At 41.0% G+C, this 22325-nt stretch carries 10 protein-coding genes; all 10 read right to left on the reverse strand.

What is annotated here, in order from left to right; translation table 11 throughout:
• Window positions 1-13: 13 nt before the first annotated feature.
• Complete coding sequence (locus DDZ16_RS05345; RefSeq protein ID WP_198416675.1) at window positions 14-3163, reverse strand: glycoside hydrolase family 2 TIM barrel-domain containing protein; 3150 nt, start codon at window positions 3161-3163, stop codon at window positions 14-16.
• A gap of 98 nt (window positions 3164-3261) precedes the next feature.
• Window positions 3262-5574: a beta-N-acetylhexosaminidase gene (locus DDZ16_RS05350; RefSeq protein WP_109263408.1), complete on the reverse strand. Its 2313-nt coding sequence runs from the start codon at window positions 5572-5574 to the stop codon at window positions 3262-3264.
• Between the two features lie 88 nt (window positions 5575-5662).
• Complete coding sequence (locus tag DDZ16_RS05355; protein WP_109263409.1) at window positions 5663-7243, reverse strand: sulfatase family protein; 1581 nt, start codon at window positions 7241-7243, stop codon at window positions 5663-5665.
• Between the two features lie 18 nt (window positions 7244-7261).
• Complete coding sequence (locus DDZ16_RS05360; RefSeq protein WP_109263410.1) at window positions 7262-9184, reverse strand: RagB/SusD family nutrient uptake outer membrane protein; 1923 nt, start codon at window positions 9182-9184, stop codon at window positions 7262-7264.
• A 107-nt stretch (window positions 9185-9291) separates the two neighbouring features.
• Window positions 9292-12483: a SusC/RagA family TonB-linked outer membrane protein gene (locus DDZ16_RS05365; protein ID WP_109263411.1), complete on the reverse strand. Its 3192-nt coding sequence runs from the start codon at window positions 12481-12483 to the stop codon at window positions 9292-9294.
• Between the two features lie 33 nt (window positions 12484-12516).
• Window positions 12517-13125 carry a hypothetical protein gene (locus DDZ16_RS05370; protein WP_109263412.1) on the reverse strand — a complete coding sequence of 203 codons (609 nt, stop codon included), beginning with the start codon at window positions 13123-13125 and terminating at the stop codon, window positions 12517-12519.
• An 11-nt stretch (window positions 13126-13136) separates the two neighbouring features.
• Complete coding sequence (locus tag DDZ16_RS05375; RefSeq protein WP_109263413.1) at window positions 13137-15653, reverse strand: LamG-like jellyroll fold domain-containing protein; 2517 nt, start codon at window positions 15651-15653, stop codon at window positions 13137-13139.
• 75 nt (window positions 15654-15728) lie between these two features.
• The gene (locus DDZ16_RS05380) at window positions 15729-16844 is read right to left on the reverse strand and encodes a T9SS type A sorting domain-containing protein (RefSeq protein ID WP_158275611.1); all 1116 of its coding nucleotides are present in this window, start codon (window positions 16842-16844) and stop codon (window positions 15729-15731) included.
• Window positions 16845-17477: 633 nt separating this feature from the next.
• Window positions 17478-21437 (reverse strand): hybrid sensor histidine kinase/response regulator transcription factor, encoded by a 3960-nt coding sequence (locus DDZ16_RS05385; protein ID WP_109263415.1) that lies wholly within the window; start codon window positions 21435-21437, stop codon window positions 17478-17480.
• Window positions 21438-21511: 74 nt separating this feature from the next.
• Window positions 21512-22216, reverse strand: coding sequence for a FadR/GntR family transcriptional regulator (locus tag DDZ16_RS05390; RefSeq protein ID WP_109263416.1), 705 nt, complete (start codon window positions 22214-22216; stop codon window positions 21512-21514).
• Between the last annotated feature and the right edge of the window lie 109 nt (window positions 22217-22325).

Below are 22325 nucleotides of genomic sequence, written 5' to 3' on the forward strand. Positions count from 1 at the left end.
CTTTTTGTATAACTTATTGAATTACGGGGGTAAGTTTAAACTTAAAACTTTTCTCTCGGGCGGGGATAAGATATTCCGGCCTAACCCCTGGTCCACAAGTAGCAGTTCCAATACCGGCCTGCTCCACATCCAAATGAAGATAAACACCATTGGGCATTGCTGGCAACTCATTAAAATGAGTGGCATTCAGTAATTCTTTGTCAGAATAGGGCAATGCGGAAAACTGGAACCTTACGTCAGAGGTTACGTGTATTCCAAGATCATCCGAAGCCATAAACCTGGCCCAACGGACATCAGTTCTGTTTCCCGATGCCTGAGGATTGGGATAGTTAACATACATTCGTGAAGGAGTAGTAGAATAAACATCAATAGTTCCACTTGAATTTCTATCGGCATAGGTATCATGAGGACCACGTCCCAGATAATGAACATCCTCAAACATTGGAGAAAGTCCTAACTCTACTCCGACTCCGGGCAAAGTAACAAGTTTTGATGTATCAGGTTTTAAATGACCTTCTATCTCAATCTGACCATCGGGGGAAACCTCATAATTCATCACTGTCTCCATCAGCAATTCGTCTTTGGCATTATACCATAATTGCTTCACTGTGGCAGTCAGATTTGAATTCTTAACCTCCAATTCAAAAGCTGCACTTTTCGGCGATATATCCATAATTCCCGCATTCCTCCAATGTCTTCCGGTATTTCCGTCACGCTCATCATTATCTGTCAAGGCCCGCGATACTGCCACTCTTAAAGGAGCTACAAGCATCTCTTCTCCTTCCAACATTAGCGAGGTGATATCGCCTGTCTTTTCAGAGAATTTCAGACGAATAATATCGTTGTATCCAGTATTGCCTTCAACCTTTAAAGCTCCTACTTCAGCAGGGTTTTCCGGAATTTTATGATAGGCGTTTCCTTCGATCACAAATTGGTCATAAGCCACTTCAAAGCCATTATTTATAAATCCATACCCTTTTTTGGCCCGCCAGGAAAGATCTAAAAACATCTCTCCGGGCTCGTTCACCCATTGCTCTGGATCAGAATCAATTGTAAAGACAGCAGTTCTCCCGGGTTCTACATCCAGAGTTTTATTTCCTTTCTTAACAATTTCACCCTGATTGTTTTTCAAGGTCCAGACCAATTCAAAATTCCCCAGGTTAGTAAAGTCGTACCAGTTCTTTACACTTATCCCCAGACTTGAAGTATCAATAAGTTCGGATTTAATATACTGGTAAACCTTTTTTACCTCTTTCAACTGAGGATACGGTTTACGGTTTGCCGACACCAACCCGTTGGCGCAAAAATTAGAAAAAGAAGGAACCCCTTCAGGTCCATAATCACCGCCATAAGCCATATAAGGACGACCATTGGCATCAACCTCCGCAAAAGTCTGGTCCACCCAGTCCCATATGCAACCACCCTGCACCTTGGGCTCCTGTTCAAATACCTCCATATAATCTTTTAGTCCGCCAACACTATTGCCCATGGAATGGACATATTCATTCATAATATATGGCCTCTCGGCATCACTGTTTGCATATTCCTTCAAAAACTCAACACTCCGGTACATTCTTGCATAAATGTCGCTATGTGGAGTTTCCCTGGCCATTTCATACTGAACAGGGCGACTTTTTTCCACACTCTTAAACCAATCATAAACCCTGGCAAAATTGATCCCGTCACCAGCCTCATTGCCCATCGACCAAATTACGACAGAGGGGTGGTTTTTAGACCGATGATACATCCGTTGATTTCTGAGCAGGTGCTGTTGATACCAAGTTGTATCCTTTGCCAGAGATTCCGGGCCATATTTCATCCCGTGAGATTCAACATTGGCTTCATCAATAACATACAAACCATAAATATTGCAGAGCTCGTACCAACGCCGGTCATTGGGATAATGTGACGATCTTACGGTGTTGATATTATGCTCCTTCATCAACCGTATATCTTCCAGCATTGACTCTTCAGAAACTGTACGTCCTTTCTGCGTATGTTCATGCCTGTTTACTCCTTTTACCAATATTGCCTTCCCATTGACCAGAAACTGTCCGTCTTTCACTTCTGAAGTGCGAAACCCGATATGCCCGCCGGTTATGTGAGCAGTTTCTGAGGCCTCATTTTCCAAACGAACAGTAAGGTTGTACAGATTAGGCTTTTCTGCACTCCATTTTTGAACCTTTTTTATTTTCCGGGATGCAAACTCAACCCATTGACTAATATTAGAAGGTTTAATCTCTGCACGATCGGATAAAATCAGTTTACCGGAACTATCTTTAAGTTCATAAACTAATTCAGCATGCTCTGAAAAGGGATTATTTACCTTAACCGATAGTCCAAACAAACCATGCCGGTAGTGCTTTTCATCAAGAGAAGAGGTTACCTCATAATCTGAAATATGAGACACAGGAGTGCTATACAAGTAGACATCCCGCTCTATTCCACTCAACCTCCAATAATCCTGACACTCTAAATAACTTCCGGCACTCCAGCGATAGACTTCAATGGCAATGACATTTTCTCCTTCAGAAAGTAATGAAGTAATATCCCATTCAGCAGGAGTTTTGGAGCCCATATTGTAACCGACAAACTCTCCGTTTATCCACAAATAATAAAAGGAATTGACCCCTTCCAGAGCAAGAACTGTTCTCCGTCCCTCCCAACTTTCGGGCACCTCAAACGTCCTCCTGTAAGATCCTACTTCATTGTATTCGTAAGGAACAACAGGAGGTTGAGGCCCATTATTAAAACCAAACATTTCGTTGGCAAACTCATATCTAACATTGACATAAATGGGCAAGCCAAATCCCTGCCGCTCCCAATTCCCGGGAACTTCAATATTGGCCCAATGCCCGTCAAAAAAGTCTTTTTCATAAAAGTCCTGCGTTCGCTTATCTGGATTTCTAACCCAATTAAATTTCCACGTACCATTTAAATCTTTGTACCATGGTGAATTCTTATAATCCAGATTTCTTACCGCTGCTTCATCTGCATATGGCAGCACGTAAGCATGTGGCTTAAGTTTATTTTTTCCCATGGCATATTGACTTTGCCATTCAGGTTGTTTCACTTCTGCCACAACAGTCGAAGCACAACCCATCATCAAAAGAATCAAAAGTCCTCTTAGCAACTGATTCTTCATTTCTAAACCCCTTATCATTGAACTAATATTTTTTATCCTTTAAAACTTACTATCAACATCTTAAACCTCAACAAACCTCCACTAACGCTAAAATGGCCGAACCAAAATGATTAATTTCACTCCACAAAAACTTCATCAAAAGCAATTCGCCCGGGTTTGTGTTCCAACACGTGACCATCTGGCATAATCCCGGTAGCCCCAAGCTTTATCTTCAAAAACCGTCCATCTGTTTCATTAAAGTTAAACCAAAGGACATGGTGTTTTATGCCTTCCGAGATACGCTCTCTAAAGGCGAGTTCTCTGCTGGCAACTTCTTGGTATATATTCCCATTTTTACTGACAAAAATGGTGGCCGACGATGGCAAATGAACAGAACGTCCATAATTATTGAGAAAGCTTAGTCCTACTTTTTTAAAAGATTGTATTTGTTCCAAATCAATTACAAATTCTCCTCCGCAATCATACAAATCAACATACTCACCATCGGTCATTTTTTCACTGCCCAACAGCCCATTGGTTATCACATTTGAGTTGGGCTCAGATGAAACCACTTTATGACCTGTGGCCTTGTTAAACCGTGGATTCAATCTCAATACCCTGCCTTTTAGCTTTCCATTTTGAAAAGTAGCTGCAGACACCACCTGTCCTTCCCGGATGGTAAATGGCCCCTGATATAACTGCGATTCCCCGGTAGGCCTTGCATGCCCAATATTATATCGAATCTCTACATCCGGTCTGATGCAGCTTAGCTCCACTTTAAGATCACCATCTTGAGGGCTGACTGTGTGATAAAGGTTAAACATCGAATATTTAGAATATCCAATTCCCTTCTTCTCATAAATCCCGGTTAAATGATCCAGACGAGTCAGAAAACCTTTCCAGTCTTTTGCATCCTCTGGGCTCCAGGCAATTTCTGAGAAAGCTGCTAATCGAGGAAAAACCAGATACTGGGCTTCCTCAGGACTTGAGACAAATTCACTCCACAAACAGGCCTGAATTCCTTTTAGGTACTGATATTGGGCTCCGGTCATCTCACCAGAAGGTTCATATTCATAAACATCCCTGAGTGTATTGTCTCCAAAATATGTAAACGGCTCAAACCACTGAGGCCCCTGATAGCGGATAAAATAAAGCGCTCTGGCCGGGGTCATAATAAAAGGGTGCCCCTGATCTGCAGCTTTAAGGGCATGCTCCCCCATTCCTCTCCAGCCAAAGATGGTAGCTCCTTCAGGTATTTCCCCGTTGGTAAGCTCATCCCAGCCCATCACTTTCTTCCCGTTCTGACGAATGTAATTGCTCATTTTATTGACAAACCAAGCCTGAAGTTCTTCTTCATCATGCAACCCTTCTTCTTTAATTGTGGCCTGACAGCGCGGACATTTCTCCCAATTGTCTTTCCAGGCCTCATCTCCGCCAATATGAATATATTCTGAGGGAAACATTTCGATCACCTCATCAATGACATCCTCAAGGAAAGTAAAAACAGAATCATTTCCGGCACAGTATATCACTGAACTTTGGGAACCGCCAATACCCGGTAATACATTAACCGGTTCTTCAACCACAGGACAAGTCAGATGCGGCAATGCAGCAAGCGAAGAAATAGTATGTGCGGGCATCTCAATTTCAGGAACAACCTCAATCTGCCTGTGCGCCGCATAACTCACAATTTCTTTAATATCTTCCTGCGAATAGAAGCCCCCAACTGTTTTCGGTTCCCCTTCAACGGGGTTTTGACGTGCCGAAAAATAATTATAGCGGTCTGCACGCCAGGCACCTATATCCGTTAATTCGGGATACTTTTTTATCTCCAGCCTCCAACCGTTATCATCCACCAGGTGCAGATGCAGATAGTTTATTTTGTGCAAGGCAAGATAATCTATAATATCAAGGAGATCTTCCTTAGGCATAAAATAACGTGATACATCAAGCATAAAACCACGATATTCAAACCTGGGGGTGTCCTCTATCTTCAAACAAGGCACCTGCCAGTTAACATCAGAAATCAGTTGATGAGAGAAAATATCTGAAGGCAAAAGTTGCATGAGCGTTGTAATGCCATAATAAAATCCTGATTCACCGGAAGCCTCCAGAATGATGCTTTCTTTATTTATCGACAAGTTATAGGCTTCGGCAGGCAAAGCTTTGTTGCTTTTAAACACAACCTTATTTCCCAATCCGGCCTGGACGGAATCAGGAATGAATTGAAAATTAGCGGCAATGCGAAAACGATTCAACAAAGGCAACAAAATCTCTTTCTGACTTTCCGATTCAACAACCCATTTTGTATCAGAATTAAATTCAAAAACACCTTTGCCACTCCTTACATATGCTGGATTTGGCACTACACTAATATCAATTGGGTTGGGTTGTGCTAATAAAGAATACCCCAACAAAAAGAGAGTCAGAAAATACTTCAGCTTAATCATATATAAAAAATATATCAGAGAATAATATTCTTAAAAAACCGGACCAGAGACACTTTTGTGCCTCAGGCCCGGAACCAGTCAAAAAAAATCAGTCAAATTTATTCCGAACCGGATCATCATAGTGTATTTGTAATTTTCGCAATTCCTGCTTCATGCTATCAATCCGACTCTGATATTGAGGTTCGTCTATAAGGTTTCGCATTTCATAGGGATCAGACTTTAGATCGTAGAACTCCCAATTATTGATGTCAAAATAAAAATGAATCAACTTGTAACGCTCCCCCCTGATTCCATAATGTCGCTTTACCATATGTTCTGCCGGAAACTCCTGATAATGATAATAGATTCCTTTTCTCCAGTTGTCAGGTTCATTTCCTTTTAGCCATGGCAGGTAGGATTTTCCCTGGATATCCCGGGGAATATTTGCATGAGCAATCTCCAGAAAAGTAGGGGCATGATCAATGTTTTGCACCATTGCTTCAACACGTCCTCTGAAATCACTAAACTTCTCGGGAATTCTTACGATTAATGGAGTTGATAAGGACTCCTCGTACATGAACCTTTTATCAAACCAACCGTGTTCTCCCATGTAAAAGCCCTGATCAGAAGTATAAACAATCAACGTATTCTCCAGTAGCCCCTCTTTTTTAAGATAATCCATCAATACCCCAATATTATCGTCAACCGACTTTATGGTTTTGAGGTAATCTTTCAGGTATCTTTGAAATTTCCATTGAGCAAGTTCTTTGGGCGAGCGTTCCTGACTGTTAAAATCATTTATTATGCCGGCATAAAAACTGTCCCACTCCTCCTTTTGCTCAGGCGTCATACGCCCATATTGACCTAAAGAATCCCCTGTGTCATACATTGACAAAAGCCGGCTGTCCTGAGATCCATCATAGACTTTCAAATCGTATAATAAATCCATATCATGAGGGCTTGAAATTCTCATTTCTGCTTCTTTGGCAGCTTTCCGGCCTTCGTAATTATCAAAAAAGGTTTGGGGCAATTCAAAAACACTGTCTTCGTAAGCACTCAAATCAGACAATTTGGGCATCCAGTTGCGATGAGGCGCTTTATGATGAAGAAAAAGACAAAAGGGTTTTTCTTTGCTATGCGTTTCCAACCAATCAATACTTGTTTGGGTAATGATATCTGTCACATAGCCTGGTTTCCTCTCAACTCCCGAATCGGTAATAAAATCAGGATTGTAATAGTCGCCCTGTCCGGGTAGGATTTCCCAATAATCGAACCCGGTTGGCAAGCTCTCCAAATGCCATTTTCCGATCATGGCGGTTTGATAACCGGCTTTCTGCAAAAGTTTAGGAACCGTCCGCTGTGTGCCGTCAAAATGATCGGAGTTTGTTACCTTCCCATTTTTGTGACTGTGCTTTCCTGTAAGCATTGACGCCCGGCTTGGGGCACAGATCGAATTGGTCACAAAACTGTTAGAAAAGATAACACCTTCACTTGCCAACCGGTCAATATTCGGAGTGTTGGCATAGGTCGAATCAATAGTACTAATCATCTTTACGGCATGATCGTCCGTCATAATATAAATGATATTCAACCGATCATCCTCAAAAGGTTCGTTGGCAGAGCATCCCCCCAGAATCACAAAAAAAACAACAGCCAGAGTAGCACCAGACAAATATTTCAAAAAATTCATATCAAAATTCTTTCGGTGTTAATTCAAATCAACGGAATAGTCTGCTGTGCCGGCTATTTTGGAAGGCCAACCCGGATTCTGATAAATGGTGGAGTTCGAAACGTCACCACCTCCCGAGGTCATAATTATCTCACTTACGGGGATTGGTTCCAGATAATGTGCAACCGGAAATGTATATCCGTTGTAAGCTTCGGAAGAAGGGTTTAGCTTCAATGGCTGAACATAATCCCCCATGCCACTCTGAGATACAACATTGGGGCCAATATCCCTCGAGTCATAATACTGGTAAAAGGTTTCCCATAAATTGATTCCCTCAATATTACAATTGACCATATGATCCAGGGCACGCCAACGCTTAAGATCGTCATAGCGCATACCCTCAGCCACAAATTCACATCTCCTTTCACGGCGAATATTGTACAAGGTGGGGTCCACATACTGGCCAGCAGATTTTGTAGCCAGGTCATGTTCCATGGTCAGATCAGTTCCTGATATCGTAGTCTGATAATCCGTGTCAATACCTGCCCGTTCTCTCAAGGCGCGCCAATAGAGGTCACAATTACCATCTAAAGTTCCGTGTCTTTCATAGTAAGCTTCCAGGTAAATCAGATAGGCTTCGGCAGCTCTGAATACAGGAACATCGGTAGTCCCGGCTCCGGCCTCATCTTGTCCTTCCTCGTTACTCATCCATTTCTTTATTTCATACCCTGTAGCAGTTCCCTGGTTTCCAACAATATAAATTGTAGGCAGATAATTAACAATGGTATCTTTAACCAACTCTCCTTCAAACATCTTTTCCTCAACGATGAAACCTGCATCTTTCACAGATGAGACCAATCTTTCATCCCGGTTTTGTAAGGCATAGTGCACCATTTCATCCCCTTTATAAAGCTCTTCTGAGTCCGCATAAATGGGCATTCCATTGGTCAACAGAAAAGTCTCAACAAAAGACCGGGTCAAACCAGTTCCTGCTCCTGTTCTTGACAAGTAATGCGTCGCGCTGTGAGAAGAAACGCCTTCATCATAATAACGCGCCAATATCACCTCAGGAATATCCTCAATTCCTGTTATTCTATTAAACATTTCCGGATAATTACTGTATAGAGGACGTGACTGTGCTACTTCCTGGGCAGCTTCATAAGCCTGTTCAAAAAACCAGTTGTACTCAGCCTCAACAGACCCTGCGACATACTCAAAATCAGGATAAACATCCTTTCCTGGCCATTTTTCATCTCCCGGGACCATTGCTGTACCCTGATGATATTTTAGCCAGGTTGCTTCAAAAAGTGCTACGCGACCTTTCATTAATAATGCTGCATCTTTGGATAATCGCCCAGTTTCCGGGGCATCAGTCAACATCAGACTGGCAGCTTTGTCTAGGTCACTTAGGATAAAGCGGGCGACCTCATTGCGAGGTGTTCGTTTACTGGCTTTTACCAATGCTTCAAAATCATCGGGCAATGTTTCCTGGATTACAGGCACATCGCCAATATTGGATAATAACCGGAAATAATCGTAAGCCCTGAAAAAATATGCTTCTCCGATATAGTGATCAATTAGAATTTCAGAGCCGGCAATCTGACCAGCATCTTTTTTCTCCTCTACCTTTCCAAGAAAATAATTTATATCTCGAATGACATCAAATTTCCACTCCGAATTCCTCAATAACGGGGTTTGCTTATCACCGGGATAAAAATTCTCATTAGGTGTGTGTGATGCTTGATTATCACTATTATTATCAACCACATAAACACCTCCATGCCAGGAACTCATCCCCGGAAAAAGTCGGTAAAATGAGTTATTAAACATCGCAAGGTCCCCGACGTCATTAAAGTAAACCTCATCGGATCCAAAATCCATAGGTTCCCGCTCCAAAAAGTCCTCACAGCCATAAGCCAGTGGGATAAGAATCAGTGCTATGATATATTTTAATCTGTTCATTGCAATAATTTTAATATTTTAACCTTCTCTCTTAATAAATTTCCTCCGGGTTCTTTTTCCAAAAAGAGAGAGTCAATCTTCAAAAGTTTTCACCCAGGAAATATTGTTTAAAAAGTCACAGACAATCCTACCGAATAAGTTGAATACATCGGATAGGCTTTCCCGGGTCCATAAGCAGATCCACCAACGGCTTCGGGATCCACAATCATTAAATCGGTCCAGGTCAGCAAGTTTTCTCCTGAAAAATAAATTCTTGCTTTATCCACATATTGAGAAAGAAAGTTTTTCTCAGGCAGACTGAACCCGATCTGAACATTTTTAAGTCGCAGATAAGAAGCATCTTGTAAATAATAATCATTTATGTGGCGGTTATTACCTGATGTCCGCAACCTTGCGTAATAGGGATCCAGGTTAGCTCCAAGCGGGTCACCGGCAGGACGGAAATAATCTAAGTGCTCTTTAAAGAGAGATCTTTGCCAGGGAGCCGCAACCCCAAAGAAGGTAGCACTGTTTTCAAAAAAGACATCCCGTTTTCCTACACCTTGCAGAAATACCGCAAAATCAAGGAACTTATATTTCCCGCTTACCCGGGTGCTGTACATATATCTCGGGGTATTGTTACCTATCACCTCCCGGTCACCAGGATCATATATTGAATTTCCACCCAGGTTTACACTTCCGGAGCCATCCAGATCTTTGTACATAAAATCACCGGCTCCCCAGTTGGAGCCAAGACTTGACTGGGAGTAATTATCTAACCAGTTGCTCATTTCCAGATCAGATTTGGCTATGTCCTCAACACGGTAACCCCATATATCACCTAACTTCTTTCCTTTAAAAAATCCATCAATGGCCCCATCCGGACTATCATATTTGGTTACCTCACTCTGATAGTCACTCAATGACATGGTTATACTATAACTAAAATCGGTTCCAATACGGTCTCTGTAAGTCAGTTCCATTTCCCACCCCTCAGTTTCCAGTTCTGCATTATTGGTTTTTGGAGGAGTAGCACCGTAAATATTAGGAAGAGATTCTGCTGGTCCCACCATATCTTTGGTTACCCGCTTATACCAGTCGAAAGATCCCCTCATACGGTTTCCCCAAAAACTAAAATCAACTCCAACTCCGGTATTTTCAATCTTCTCCCAGGTAAGAGCCGTTGTGAATGGAGCAGGTGCAGGCAACATAGTAGAATTATCACCCCCAATGATAATGCCACTTACAGAGGGGTTCATCACCTGATAATAGGGGTAAAAACTTGTGGTATTCTGATTTCCCAAAACACCATAAGAAGCTCTGAACTTAAACATCTCAAACCCTCTCATAGCAATAGTCTCAAAGAATGGTTCTTCGGCAATATTCCATCCCATGGAGAAGGATGGAAAAGTTCCCCATCTTTGATCCTCAGGGAAACGGGATGCACCATCAGCCCTGAAGTTTAATTCAGCCATGTACTTATTAGCATAAACATAATTCAGTCTGGAGAAAATACCCAGATTGGACCACTCCCCCTTTTTCTCAGACATCAAAGGATTGGTTCCCGAAGAAGAGGGCAGAAATGGTTTTTCATCGATCAGAATGTCGTCAGACGAAACCCTTGTTTTTTCGGTATAAAAATATTCAGACTGAACCCCGGCCAAAACTTTGAAAAAGTGGTCACCTGATTCCAACTCATAGTCGGTTCTGAAATTGCTACTTAAATAGTTGATATAGCCATTTGCTTTTTCATAATAATTAGTTCCCGCGGGAGGTTGCCGTCTGAAGGTTCCATTTGAACGAACTTCGGTACGATCAATCACTCCTTCCAACACCTGAAAATACTCCTGAGAACCATCAGGCAAGGTCTGACTTAACTTCTTAAATTGCCGGGATTCTCTTGGATTTTCCAAGCGGCTGCCAATTTCAGCATAAATTTTCCAATCAGTGACCGGCTCAAAGGTTAGCTTTGCCTGGTTGTAAACAATCTGATTATCTAGGACATTACGCCCTCCGTTCGTCAAAGCGGGGATTAATGATCCCGGACTGTATTCCCCATTAGGTAAATAAAGGGGAGTCAATGGAGCACGGCGTCCGAGATTATGAAAAAACAGGGCATTTAATGCCGAGGGCTTATCATTTTCAGTATTCACCAAACGGGTATTCCAGTTTAATGTCAACTTTTCAAGAAGGGTCAGGTTTACTTTTCCATTCACAGATAACCGCCTGAAATAGTCATCAGCATAGGTAAACATCCCGTTTTCCTTCAAATAATTGGCAGAAAAATAATACGAAATGTTTTCTTTTCCTCCTGAAAGGCTCAGGTTGTGTTCCTGAGAAGTAACCACATCTTTAAGGTGAATATCGTACCAGTTGGTGTTGCCATAAGCCTGTTGTCCGGATAACCAAATATTCTGTGTGGGATGCGGCTCTGTAGCATAATCAAGCTCTCCGTTCTGATACGCCAGAATTTTGCTTAACTGAGCCTGTCCGAACTGTGCACTTTGTCCTGAATTAATAAACGCATCATTGATCATGAGTGCATATGTGTATGAATCTACCGGATCGGGTACATTTATCGGACTTTCAAAGCGCACATTGGAAGAGTAGTTTAGTTCTTCCTTTTTATCCCCGCTTTTGGTGGTAATAAGAATAACTCCGAAGGGTGCCCGGGAACCATAAATGGCGGCCGAAGCTGCATCTTTAAGGACTGATATACTTTCAATATCATTGGGGTTTACAGATGAAAGACTACCTTCCATCCCATCGATTAAAACCAGCGGACTGGAACTTGATCCTTCATCAATGGTTCCCAAGCCGCGAATATTTATATTCATTTCCTGACCGGGAGCTCCACCCATATCATTGGTAATATTAAGACCGGCAATAACCCCCTGCAATCCATCAGCAACATTGGTTATAGGTCTGGATTCGAGAGCCTCTGTATCAATGGTATTTACAGCTCCGGTAGCATTGGCTCTTTTTTGGGTTCCAAAACCCACTACTACCACCTCATCCAGGCTCATGGTATTATCCATGTTAATCTCGAAAGAACGCTGATCTCCTACACGAATCTCTTTGGGTTCATACCCCACAAATGAAATCCTTAAAACACTTTCAGATCCCGGCACGCTTAAGGCAAATCGACCATCCATATCGGTAATGGTTCCCTGACTGGTTCCTTTTATAGCAACGGTGGCACCCGGCATGGTTGTCCCGGTTTCATCTTTTACCACCCCTGATACATCAATGCTTTGAGAATAGACCTGAATATTCAGGAGAAATAAAAGCACAATTGATATTAATAGACTATTTCTCATTATTCCTGGTTTCTGTTTTTTTAATGGTATTACTTATTCTTCCTTCATTCCTTCCTGCTCAAATGTCAACCGGAACATCACCGTACTATCCTGAGTGGTGATGTACTGAGTAACCGGCTTTCTTCCGACCGGAACAAACATATCAGCATACTCGGGAGGAAACCCATAGGTTCTGGAACCAACATCATATTCGATTACAGCATCACCAATTCCCGAGACTTTTGAATTTCTTATCCAATCCTGGTTGGGGGGAAAAGGGATTACGGGAGCATTCCACCTGGCATTCGATTTAATTTCTAAGTAAAGCCGATTTTTATAAGCGGGAAGCGATATGGTTGGAATTTTATACAACCGGGCTGTCTTTCCTTCATAAAAGATCGTATCCACTAGCACATCTTCTATCGAGCCATCTTCAGCCAACAATGTATCCCGCTCCAGATAATAATAGATATATGTTGTATCTTCAGGCTCCGGCATTTGAAAATCATAGTCCTTTCCTCCCACAGAATCGGTAATGTTTATTATTTCAAACATCGATTCCAGAGATGGATTCCCAAATGTATCGGGCACCTCATCTTCACATCCTGTTACAGCCAGGATAACAATCAGGGACATCCATGCCCCCCAGCCTATGCGTTTCATAAAAACTTTCTTTAATGAATTATTACTTTTGATGTATAACTTTCTCCCTTCTCAGAATCCGCTTGGAGATAATAGATTCCGGGGGTTAAATCCCGGACATTCAATTCATTCAGGGGCTGATTAAAAACCTTCACCAGCCGGCCTTCTGAATTAAAAAACCGGACGGTAGAAAGTGAAAATGAAGACGGGATAGAAATATGAACCGTATCTTTGGCAGGGTTTGGAAAAACCTTTACAGATCCGGTGGGAACAGGCGTATTGTTTATAGAAGTGGGGAAAACATCCACCTGTGTTACCAAGGTATCAACATTACTATTGAGAGCATAGCTGGCAGCTTTAACCAGGCTGAAGGGATGAGATGTTTTCACATCATTCCCCATATCCCAATACATAATACCACCAAGGTCATAATCCTGAATAAACTCGCAGCGATCAATAACCTGATTGTAACCGGTAATGTATCTCCGGTAGCCATTCCCATCGATGGCACTATTCATTTCAGGAGTGTATCCGTTTTCGAGCAGATCATTCCGGACACCAATCGGGGGCACACTCAGGCGCTCATCTGTATTGACATCATAGGCTACCGAGGTCGTTGTTGCATAGGATAAAACGATCTTCTCTGTCGGATAACCATGATTCACAAATCTGTTATATCCATCTACATATGTATCCCATTGAAAAACCGTTTTACTGGGACCATAAATTTGGAACGGGAAATAATCCACATGCTCCATGTATTGCAAAGGCAGGGAATAAGAAACATAATGTGGCGTTACGGTCAATATTTTATCCGCAGGCAGCGCTGCTTCAACTTCCTGAATTACTTTTCCGTAATTATCCCAACAGGTGCCACTGTAACACCATTCAAAGTCCAGATCAACACCGTCAAAAACCTGCGAAACATCGGCAAGCGTGGAGGCAAACTGAGTTCGAAAAGCAGGATCTGCAAAACGACTTTCCCATCCGTCAAAACTATGAACAGCTCCACGTATCATAAATCCACGGTGCCCTTCATAATGTTGCCTCATCAGATCGATAAAATGGAGGTTGGAATATAAGTCATGTCCGACATTAGCCGGGTCATCATAACTGTAATAGGCATCAGTAGTTCGAAGCGTTACAGCTTCAACCTTCTCGGTGGTCGAGGGCATTGGGGTATGTATCATCGCCGCAGCCATTTGCGCCGATGACCGGAAGTCCTTCCAGATGACCGTCTCATCTAACTTGGCATTGAGATTTTCTCCTATATATGCAGTGGTATTTTCAAGACCCGTCAACTGATAATCGTGAACATCCACATCAGGATTAACAGCATAGGTAGTTTCTCCGTTAAAAGAGGTCTGAAAAACCTGGTAGTTAGTAGTAGAATAGGCGGCAATACCCAAATGGATCCATTCCTTTAGTTTCATATTGAATGGTCGGATATACTCCACTCCATTCACGCGAATAATTATTGTATTGCGTTCAACATCCCCAAGCCTGATGGAGAATCCCTGATCAATGGATTTCTCCTTCCTGAAAATGAATGCTCCTTCTGTCCACTCTTCCAAATATATCCAGGTAGAAAAGGAATAACGGTCACTGGGATTAAGTACCTCGGTTCCTATTTCCATGCCTGCTCCTGCGCCATTCAATGAGAGAACACCGGTATGCCCGAGATATTCATCCATATAACCGGCCTTATTAACAGTTCCCTGGCTGTAAGGATGGGGAAGCGATGCTGTTCCGTCGGGAGTTACCGATATGTCTAACAATATGAGATCATTGGCAAGAAGGTATTTATCCGCATCAATCTGCCTGTCGGCCCAGCGTGAAAAATTGGAATAAGCAACGGATTTACGATATTTAAAATCAGGGTTGTCAGTAACCTCTTCTCTTTCAGTATAAATGCCAGAAAAAACACCATGATGGTGGAACTTGTAATCAACAATATTATCGCACTGATTCTGGTCAAACTTATAATAAACCAAAAGTTGACCCCAATTGGGATGATGTTTATTGACGGTATTGCGCCAAAGATGAAAAAAGGGATTTTCAACAGCTACTGTCCAAATTCGGAATTCATCAATTCTTCCTGAAAAACCATTATTCCCTAATACAAAATCGGAGTTGCTTTGAGGTATGACAAAATCATTTACCAAAGAGGTTACCAACTCATTATTAATATATATATCAATATTTCCTGCATTATTTACAAGAGTAACCTGACTCCATTGATTAGCATCTAAAGAATTGGAGGAAACATTTAATTGCTGATTCCCGGCAGTAAAAACAATCTCATTAAGAGTCCCCAGTTCAGCAGCAAATTTTTCACTGTCGGCTCCCCTTGAAAAAACAGAGGCTCCACTGGTCCATTCTGAAGGATTAACCCAGAACTGAAGTGTATAGCTACTCTGTTCATTAATTTCCGGTATACCATAAAAATTGGCAGTCCCCTCAGCCTGCAGCTTTAAAGCATAATTATTAACCTGAGCAAAAGCTAAAGCAGGCATTAAAAAAAACAGACTCATCAAAATCCGCACCATATTCAAAAATTTTTTGGTTAAAAAAAGCGCACCCGGGAAGCTAAAATTCACAGATGCGCTAATTACAACAGATGTTTATTGGACCACTACTTTTTGAGTTTCAGTTCCTGCTTTTACGATATACATGCCGTTTGGAAGAGAAAATGAAAGAGATGGCACATGGGCAGTCGCCATTTCAACGATGCTTCCGGTCATGGAATAAATCGTCACTTCTGAACCAACCTTAACATTCTCCAAAGTAAGACGCCCCTGAGCTGAATAAGCTGTAAAAGAATTCTCAGACTCAACAGGATTAACGGAAGTGGCTACAGGGTCAGCTGCCAGCGTAAGTTCCTCAGTTTCCATAGGCTCGCCTGTTGGATTAGCGGTCATAGTTATCTCTTTGATCATGAGCGTTGTATTGTTGGCATTTCCTCCAAATCTAAGGGTAAATCTTAATGGAGTCCCAGGTTCTTCAGGTGCTACAAAATCATACTCGCAGGCAATCCATTTATCCGGAGCATATGTACTAACAGGTTCAAAGGTTATTGGATCCAAAGTTGTTTCAGTAAAGTCACCACTTTTGAATTCAACGGTAGCATCGAGTGTACCACTTTCATCCTGCTTGTGATTATTGGTGTAAGTATAACCTAAAATATCAAACAACTTATTAGTGGTACTTATTTCATTTTGATGAATATGGAAAACGATTCTCAGCCTAACCGTTGCCAGTTCTTCCGCTGTTGCTTCGTCATTTCCCAGATCAATCTGCTCAGCCACACTCGTTGTAAGATCTTTGTCTGTATAAATACTCATATTCCACCATCCCAACCAAAAGCCGGGGTCTCCTGGAGTACCATATTCATATTCGGAGCCATTTCCTTTCATCATCAATACTTTTCCAACATCTCCCCCCATATCATAAATTTGAAAGAACGAGTTGAGGATGGCTCCCTGACCTCCATCTGTAAATTCTGTTGAATTAAGCATATTGGGATTACCAACTGAGATAAACCCATTATTCCAGTGATCAATCACATCAGGATCAGATGCAGGAGGATTTGCACCTGCTACCTGCTTGTCTAAAGAGAAAGCGCCCAAAGGCTGGGCAGAAAAATCATACCTCGATGGTGTGATGTCGGTTTGGGCATTGGTTAAACCGGGGAATAAAATCATTCCCGAAAGCAATAAGGTTGTAAAAATCCTTTTCATAGTACTTAAATTTTTAATTAAACATAAAAGAGGGTAAGCATCGGCTCCCTTTTTCATTTTCAAAATTGGGGTACTATGAATTCATATTTTTTCACAATTGAATGTTTTATTTTTGAAATCATTCAATTTACTGTCAAGCAATACAAATGGGAACGTCCTTATTTAAATCTCAAACAAAATTTAAAAAACATCAGACAAAATCGAAAAAACGTAGGATAGCAATAAATTATTTTTATAACTTTTTTTGAGAACAGACTTGTGGATTACTCAATAACAATCAATATCAATTGAAGAATGAGTTCCAGCTCCTCTTTTTACCGCAAAAATCCTTTAAATCAGTTTGCAAAAAAAACGTCACAAACCCCCGATAAAAAGAGGGCTTTTTATATTGATGCTTCGGGAGCGAAGCCCGAAAATACGCAGTCCTGATCCTTCGGGATGAGTAATTTTCGGGCAAGCGTAACGCGGTAACTGGGACTTTATGGACACGCACTAATTAACGAGAGAAAATATTAAAATGGCAGCGATCATCTGAAAATTCTAATAAGAAACTCCTTTAATTAACCTTGAAATTAAATTTCTTAGCAGAAATTCATCAAAATTAAAATCAGAAATATCATTCAGTTAATTAATTCACTTTTTATGCTCTTGCCGGTATTTTTTAGGGGTAGTTCCGGTTATTTGCTTAAAAAGAGTACTGAAATAACCTTGAGCGGAAAATCCTGTTTTGAAGGCAACATCCCCAATGGGCCAATCAGATTCTTTCAGGAGTGTGCAGGCATATTTTATCCTGCAATTATTTATATAAGTATTCACACCTATTCCTAAAATTGCTTTTGTTTTGGAATAAAGCGTAGCACGGCTCATTGCCAGCTTATCAACCAGCAACTCAACATCTAATTCGGGATTACTCATCTCTTCCTCAAGAATAGCATTTAAACGCCTCATAAACTCCTCGTCGGCATTGCTAAAAGTAAGATCATCCATCCCAGACAGGCTCCGACCTTCTTTATATTTCTTCTTAATTTGCTGACGATTTACAATTAGATTCCTTATCACTGAAAGTAATAAATCAAATCGAACAGGTTTGCCAAGATATTGATCTGCCCCCAGTTTATAACCTTTAACGGAGTCATTCTCATTATTTCGCGCCGTAAGCAGGACGACAGGAATATGACTGATATCAATATCAGATTTAATGGATTTACAAAGTTCCCATCCATCCATTTCAGGCATCATTACATCGCTTACAACAAGATCCGGGTTATGATCCCGAATCACAATAAGAGCTTCTTTGCCATTCTTAGCCGTTAAGACCTTTTTAAAATAATCATTTAATGAACCTTTCAGGAATTTCAACAGTTCAGGATCATCTTCAACCAACAAAATTACCATTTCACCCAAATCACGGATTATTTCGTCATCATTCTCATCACCTGTTGTATCATTCACCTCAAAAGACTTTTCGGCCTTTCCAGATTGGAGAGGTTCGGCGCAACTCATTTCTGCTGATATTTTAGCATTTAATGGCAAGTCGAAATAAAAAACAGCGCCATGCGACTCACGGTTTCGAACCTGCAGAGTTCCCCCGTGAAGCTCTATAAGCATCCTGCTAAAAGCCAGACCTATTCCCGTTCCTCCCTGTTTTTGGTTGACCATATAAAATCTCTCAAAAACTTTTGATAACGCTTCTTCAGGAATACCTGGCCCATCATCGGCAATGGAAATCCGCACTTTGTTTTCTTCGACAGCCTCAGTGATTATCTCAATAATTGAAGTTGTTGGAGCATGTTTAATAACATTAATCAACAAATTGTAAATTACCTTCCGGATTTTATCCTGATCAAAAGGAACATAAGTGATTTTTTCATCCAACCGGAATATAAGAGAAGCATTTATTTCTTTAAAATTCTCACCAAACCCATCAACAGTCTCTTTGAGCCATTTATTCAAATGGATTTTTTGCAATTTCAGCTTAACCGAAGACTCCTCTATCTGCCTGAATTCAAGCAATTGATCAATTAACTCACGCACATAATTGACATGTCTGAACATAAGTTGCAACAAATCCGTCCTTTCAGCATCCGAATTTACGCGTCCCTGCAATAGTCTTTCCAAAGGACCATAAACTAAACTGACTGGTGTTCGTAGCTCATGAGAAATATTAACCAAAAATTTAACCCTTTGCTCATTCAGTTGATTCTCTTTTTGAGCAATTTCAATCTGCATTTTATTATGGGCACGTCGATAAATGGAATACCGGACCAAAAAAAGAAGTCCGAATGTAAAAACACCCAAAATCATTAAAAACCACCAACTCAACCACCAGGGAGGCAAAACCCGGATGACCATAAGTTCACGCATTTCGCCCCAACTTCCGTCCGATGCTTTGGATGTCACTTTTAAAGAATAATTACCGGAAGGCAAATTGGATAAATCAAGGTTCATATCCGAAGTTTCTACGGCATTTTCTGAAAACCCATCAATTGAATATCGAATGTATTTTTTATTAAAAAAATCACTTGAATTGACGAAGAAACGAATCTTAAAAGACTTAAAACTATTAGGCAGGACAATCTCCCCGGCTTTTTGAAAGTTTTCATAATCCTTTTCATCGGCTAAATGTCCATCTATAAGAATACTAATAATCCGCGGGAAAGATGGCTCCCTGGCAACGATCTGATATTCATGATCAATGCGAACGAAACCGGCAACTCCTCCCAGATACACATCTCCCTTTCTTGAGCGAAGCGTAGCCTTAGGCAAATATTCATTGGGGGAAACACCATCGGAGAGTCCGTAATTTTTAAAAACACTATCCGGTTTGTAGTAACTAAATAAACTACCTCCTGCTCCAAACCAGATTCTGCCTTTTTTATCTGCTACCAGACTTGTCACTCTACGGAAAAGACCTGATTCAAACTTTTGTATTTCCCCTTCCAGTTTTTTTTGGAAAAGACCATCTGTAGTTCCAATCCAGATTTCTTTATCAAAATCAACACAGGCAGAAAGAATATTTCCCCCATCCAAGTCATTTTTACTAACTAATACTTCCAGAGATTCAGAGAGCGTGTGGAAGATATAAAGATGTTCATTTCCGTAAATTATCCAGCGTTCAGAATCTATTTCGCCCCCTTTCTTCAGTTCGCCTTCTGCACTTCCCATACCCGGGAGAGTAAGTTCTTTTATTCTGTTTTCGAGGGGATAATAGGCATAAATACCATTTTCAAAAATAAAAACTTTTCGAGAACTATGCCGATAAAGCCCCACACCTATCTTCCCTTTCCCCGGCAAATTACCATTACCATCAAAATCAGGCTTTACCGAAGAAAAGGATGATGATTTCTTATCAAAAATCACCAATCCCACACTATAATAGTTTAGTAGAAAACGAGATTTATCAATGGGAGTAATGGCATTTACTTTTTTCTTAAAAGAACCGGGATAATGAGTGAACTGACTGGTTTCAGGATCAAAGGCATTCAATCCGCCCCCATCTGTGCCAAACCAAATAATCCCCTCATGGTCCTCAACCAAACTCAACATCGTTGGATTACTCATTCCATAGTTTGAATTTGGAATACTTTCACTGTGAAAAAATATGCTGCTAAGCTTAAGCCCAAACAGTCCGCCCTTCAGGGTTCCTATCCAAACATTGGAAAACTCATCTTCATAAATGGTTGAAACAGTATTCAACTGATTCAATGAACGGTCATACGGAACGGTCTCCACATGTTCAATCTCTTCGTTTTCGGGGGATAGAGTCATTACACCTCCACCATCTGTGCCAAACCAGATCTTTTCATTTACTTCCTGAATGGAGAGCACCGAATTCAACCGATTTCCACTGTCATCTTCAACATAATGAGCCAGCTGTTTTCCTTTCCAGTTATATTTCAAAACACCATTTGAGTAAGTACCCAACCACAAATTCCTGTAACTGTCAAAACAGGCATCCATAATCTCCCTTTCTTGACAAAATCCGGCCTTTTTAATTTGTCCTGTATTCAAATCACAAACAAAAAGACCATGCCATCGGGAAGCAATTAACACGCTTTCTCCATGCCAGGGAAGTATTTTATACATCAACGGCAGTCCTTTTCTTTCTCCTTTAAAGCGAATTCTTGAAAATTGGCGACTCTGAATATTATATATGGCAAAATGATCTCCGGCACCAAAAACAATGCGGCTTCCTAACGACAAATAATTACTATAAATACCTGCATTGCCTTCGGGTTGAGGATTCACTCTTTCAAAGGCATCCTTACGTGGTAGATATCTTGCCAATCCCTCATTTGTTCCTACCCAAATTTGACCCTCCAAATCCTGAGTTACGAAATGAATAAAATCTCCCGGCAGGCTTTCCGGATCTTCGGGATCATGAAAATAAGTTTTCATTTGACTGCCATCGTATCGGTTTAAGCCTTCCCTTGTCCCGATCCACAGCAACCCTATTTTATCCCTCAATACACTGCCAACACTGGTTTGAGATAAACCCTGAAAAACGGATATTTGCTCATACGAATAACTGATTTGTCCTAACGTTGTTAAAGACCAAAAAAGCAAAAAACAGCATCCCAAAAATCGTATCATATCTTTTTTATCAAAAATCCACCTACTAAACCTGCCGGGAAAGAGCGCCTCTCACATAACCTTAGAATTCATCCTCACTCTCCAAACATCCTCTGGAAATGATTCTCAAGATGCTTTCTCATGCCTTCCCGGAATGACTCTGCGGTACCCCGTTTCAACAAATCAACCAGTTCACGATGGGAAACATAACTCCGCTTTTTTATTGGCCTCTCTATCAATTTTGAATCATATACATAACTAAAAACGGGCAACAACAGATTCTGAAAATTCATCATAGTCTGGTTGCCGGTCATCTTATAGAGTTTTCCATGAAATTTCACCTCGTGGTCAACCTCAAAAAGGATTCCTTCACTGGATTCCGGCTCATTGGCTACAATTTCTGAAAGCTCCTTCACATCTTCATCTGTCTTCCGCTGGAAAATTAAATCGGCCATGCCAATCTCAAGCACCAGGCGCATTTCAAAAATGTCGCGAAGAGTGGTCTGATCCATCACCCCGGGAATCATTGCTTTTTTAAAGGTTTCTAACAAATCGGGGCTTTTTATTATAGCCCCTCTGTGCTTAACAGACTCTATCAGCCCGATGGTTTTCAATCTTGTAAGTGACTCTCTCACAACCGTTCGACTCACTCCCAGCGCTTCTACCAGTTCAATTTCTTTCGGAATTTTATCTCCGGGTTTTAACTCTTTCCTGATCAACAGGTTTATCAGGGTCATCTCCACTTTGTCGACCAAACTGCGTGTATCGATCGTAGCAAGCTCATTTTTAAAGTCTTCCATGCCTTTTTATGTAATACTTAAGAAATTTTCTCTACAAATTTTTAAAAAATATTTGGAATTAACACCATAAATTAAATACTTTTGACAATTCTTATGTATGACATAATAA

This window comes from Marinilabilia rubra (assembly GCF_003121985.1).
Taxonomy (GTDB): domain Bacteria; phylum Bacteroidota; class Bacteroidia; order Bacteroidales; family Marinilabiliaceae; genus Marinilabilia; species Marinilabilia rubra.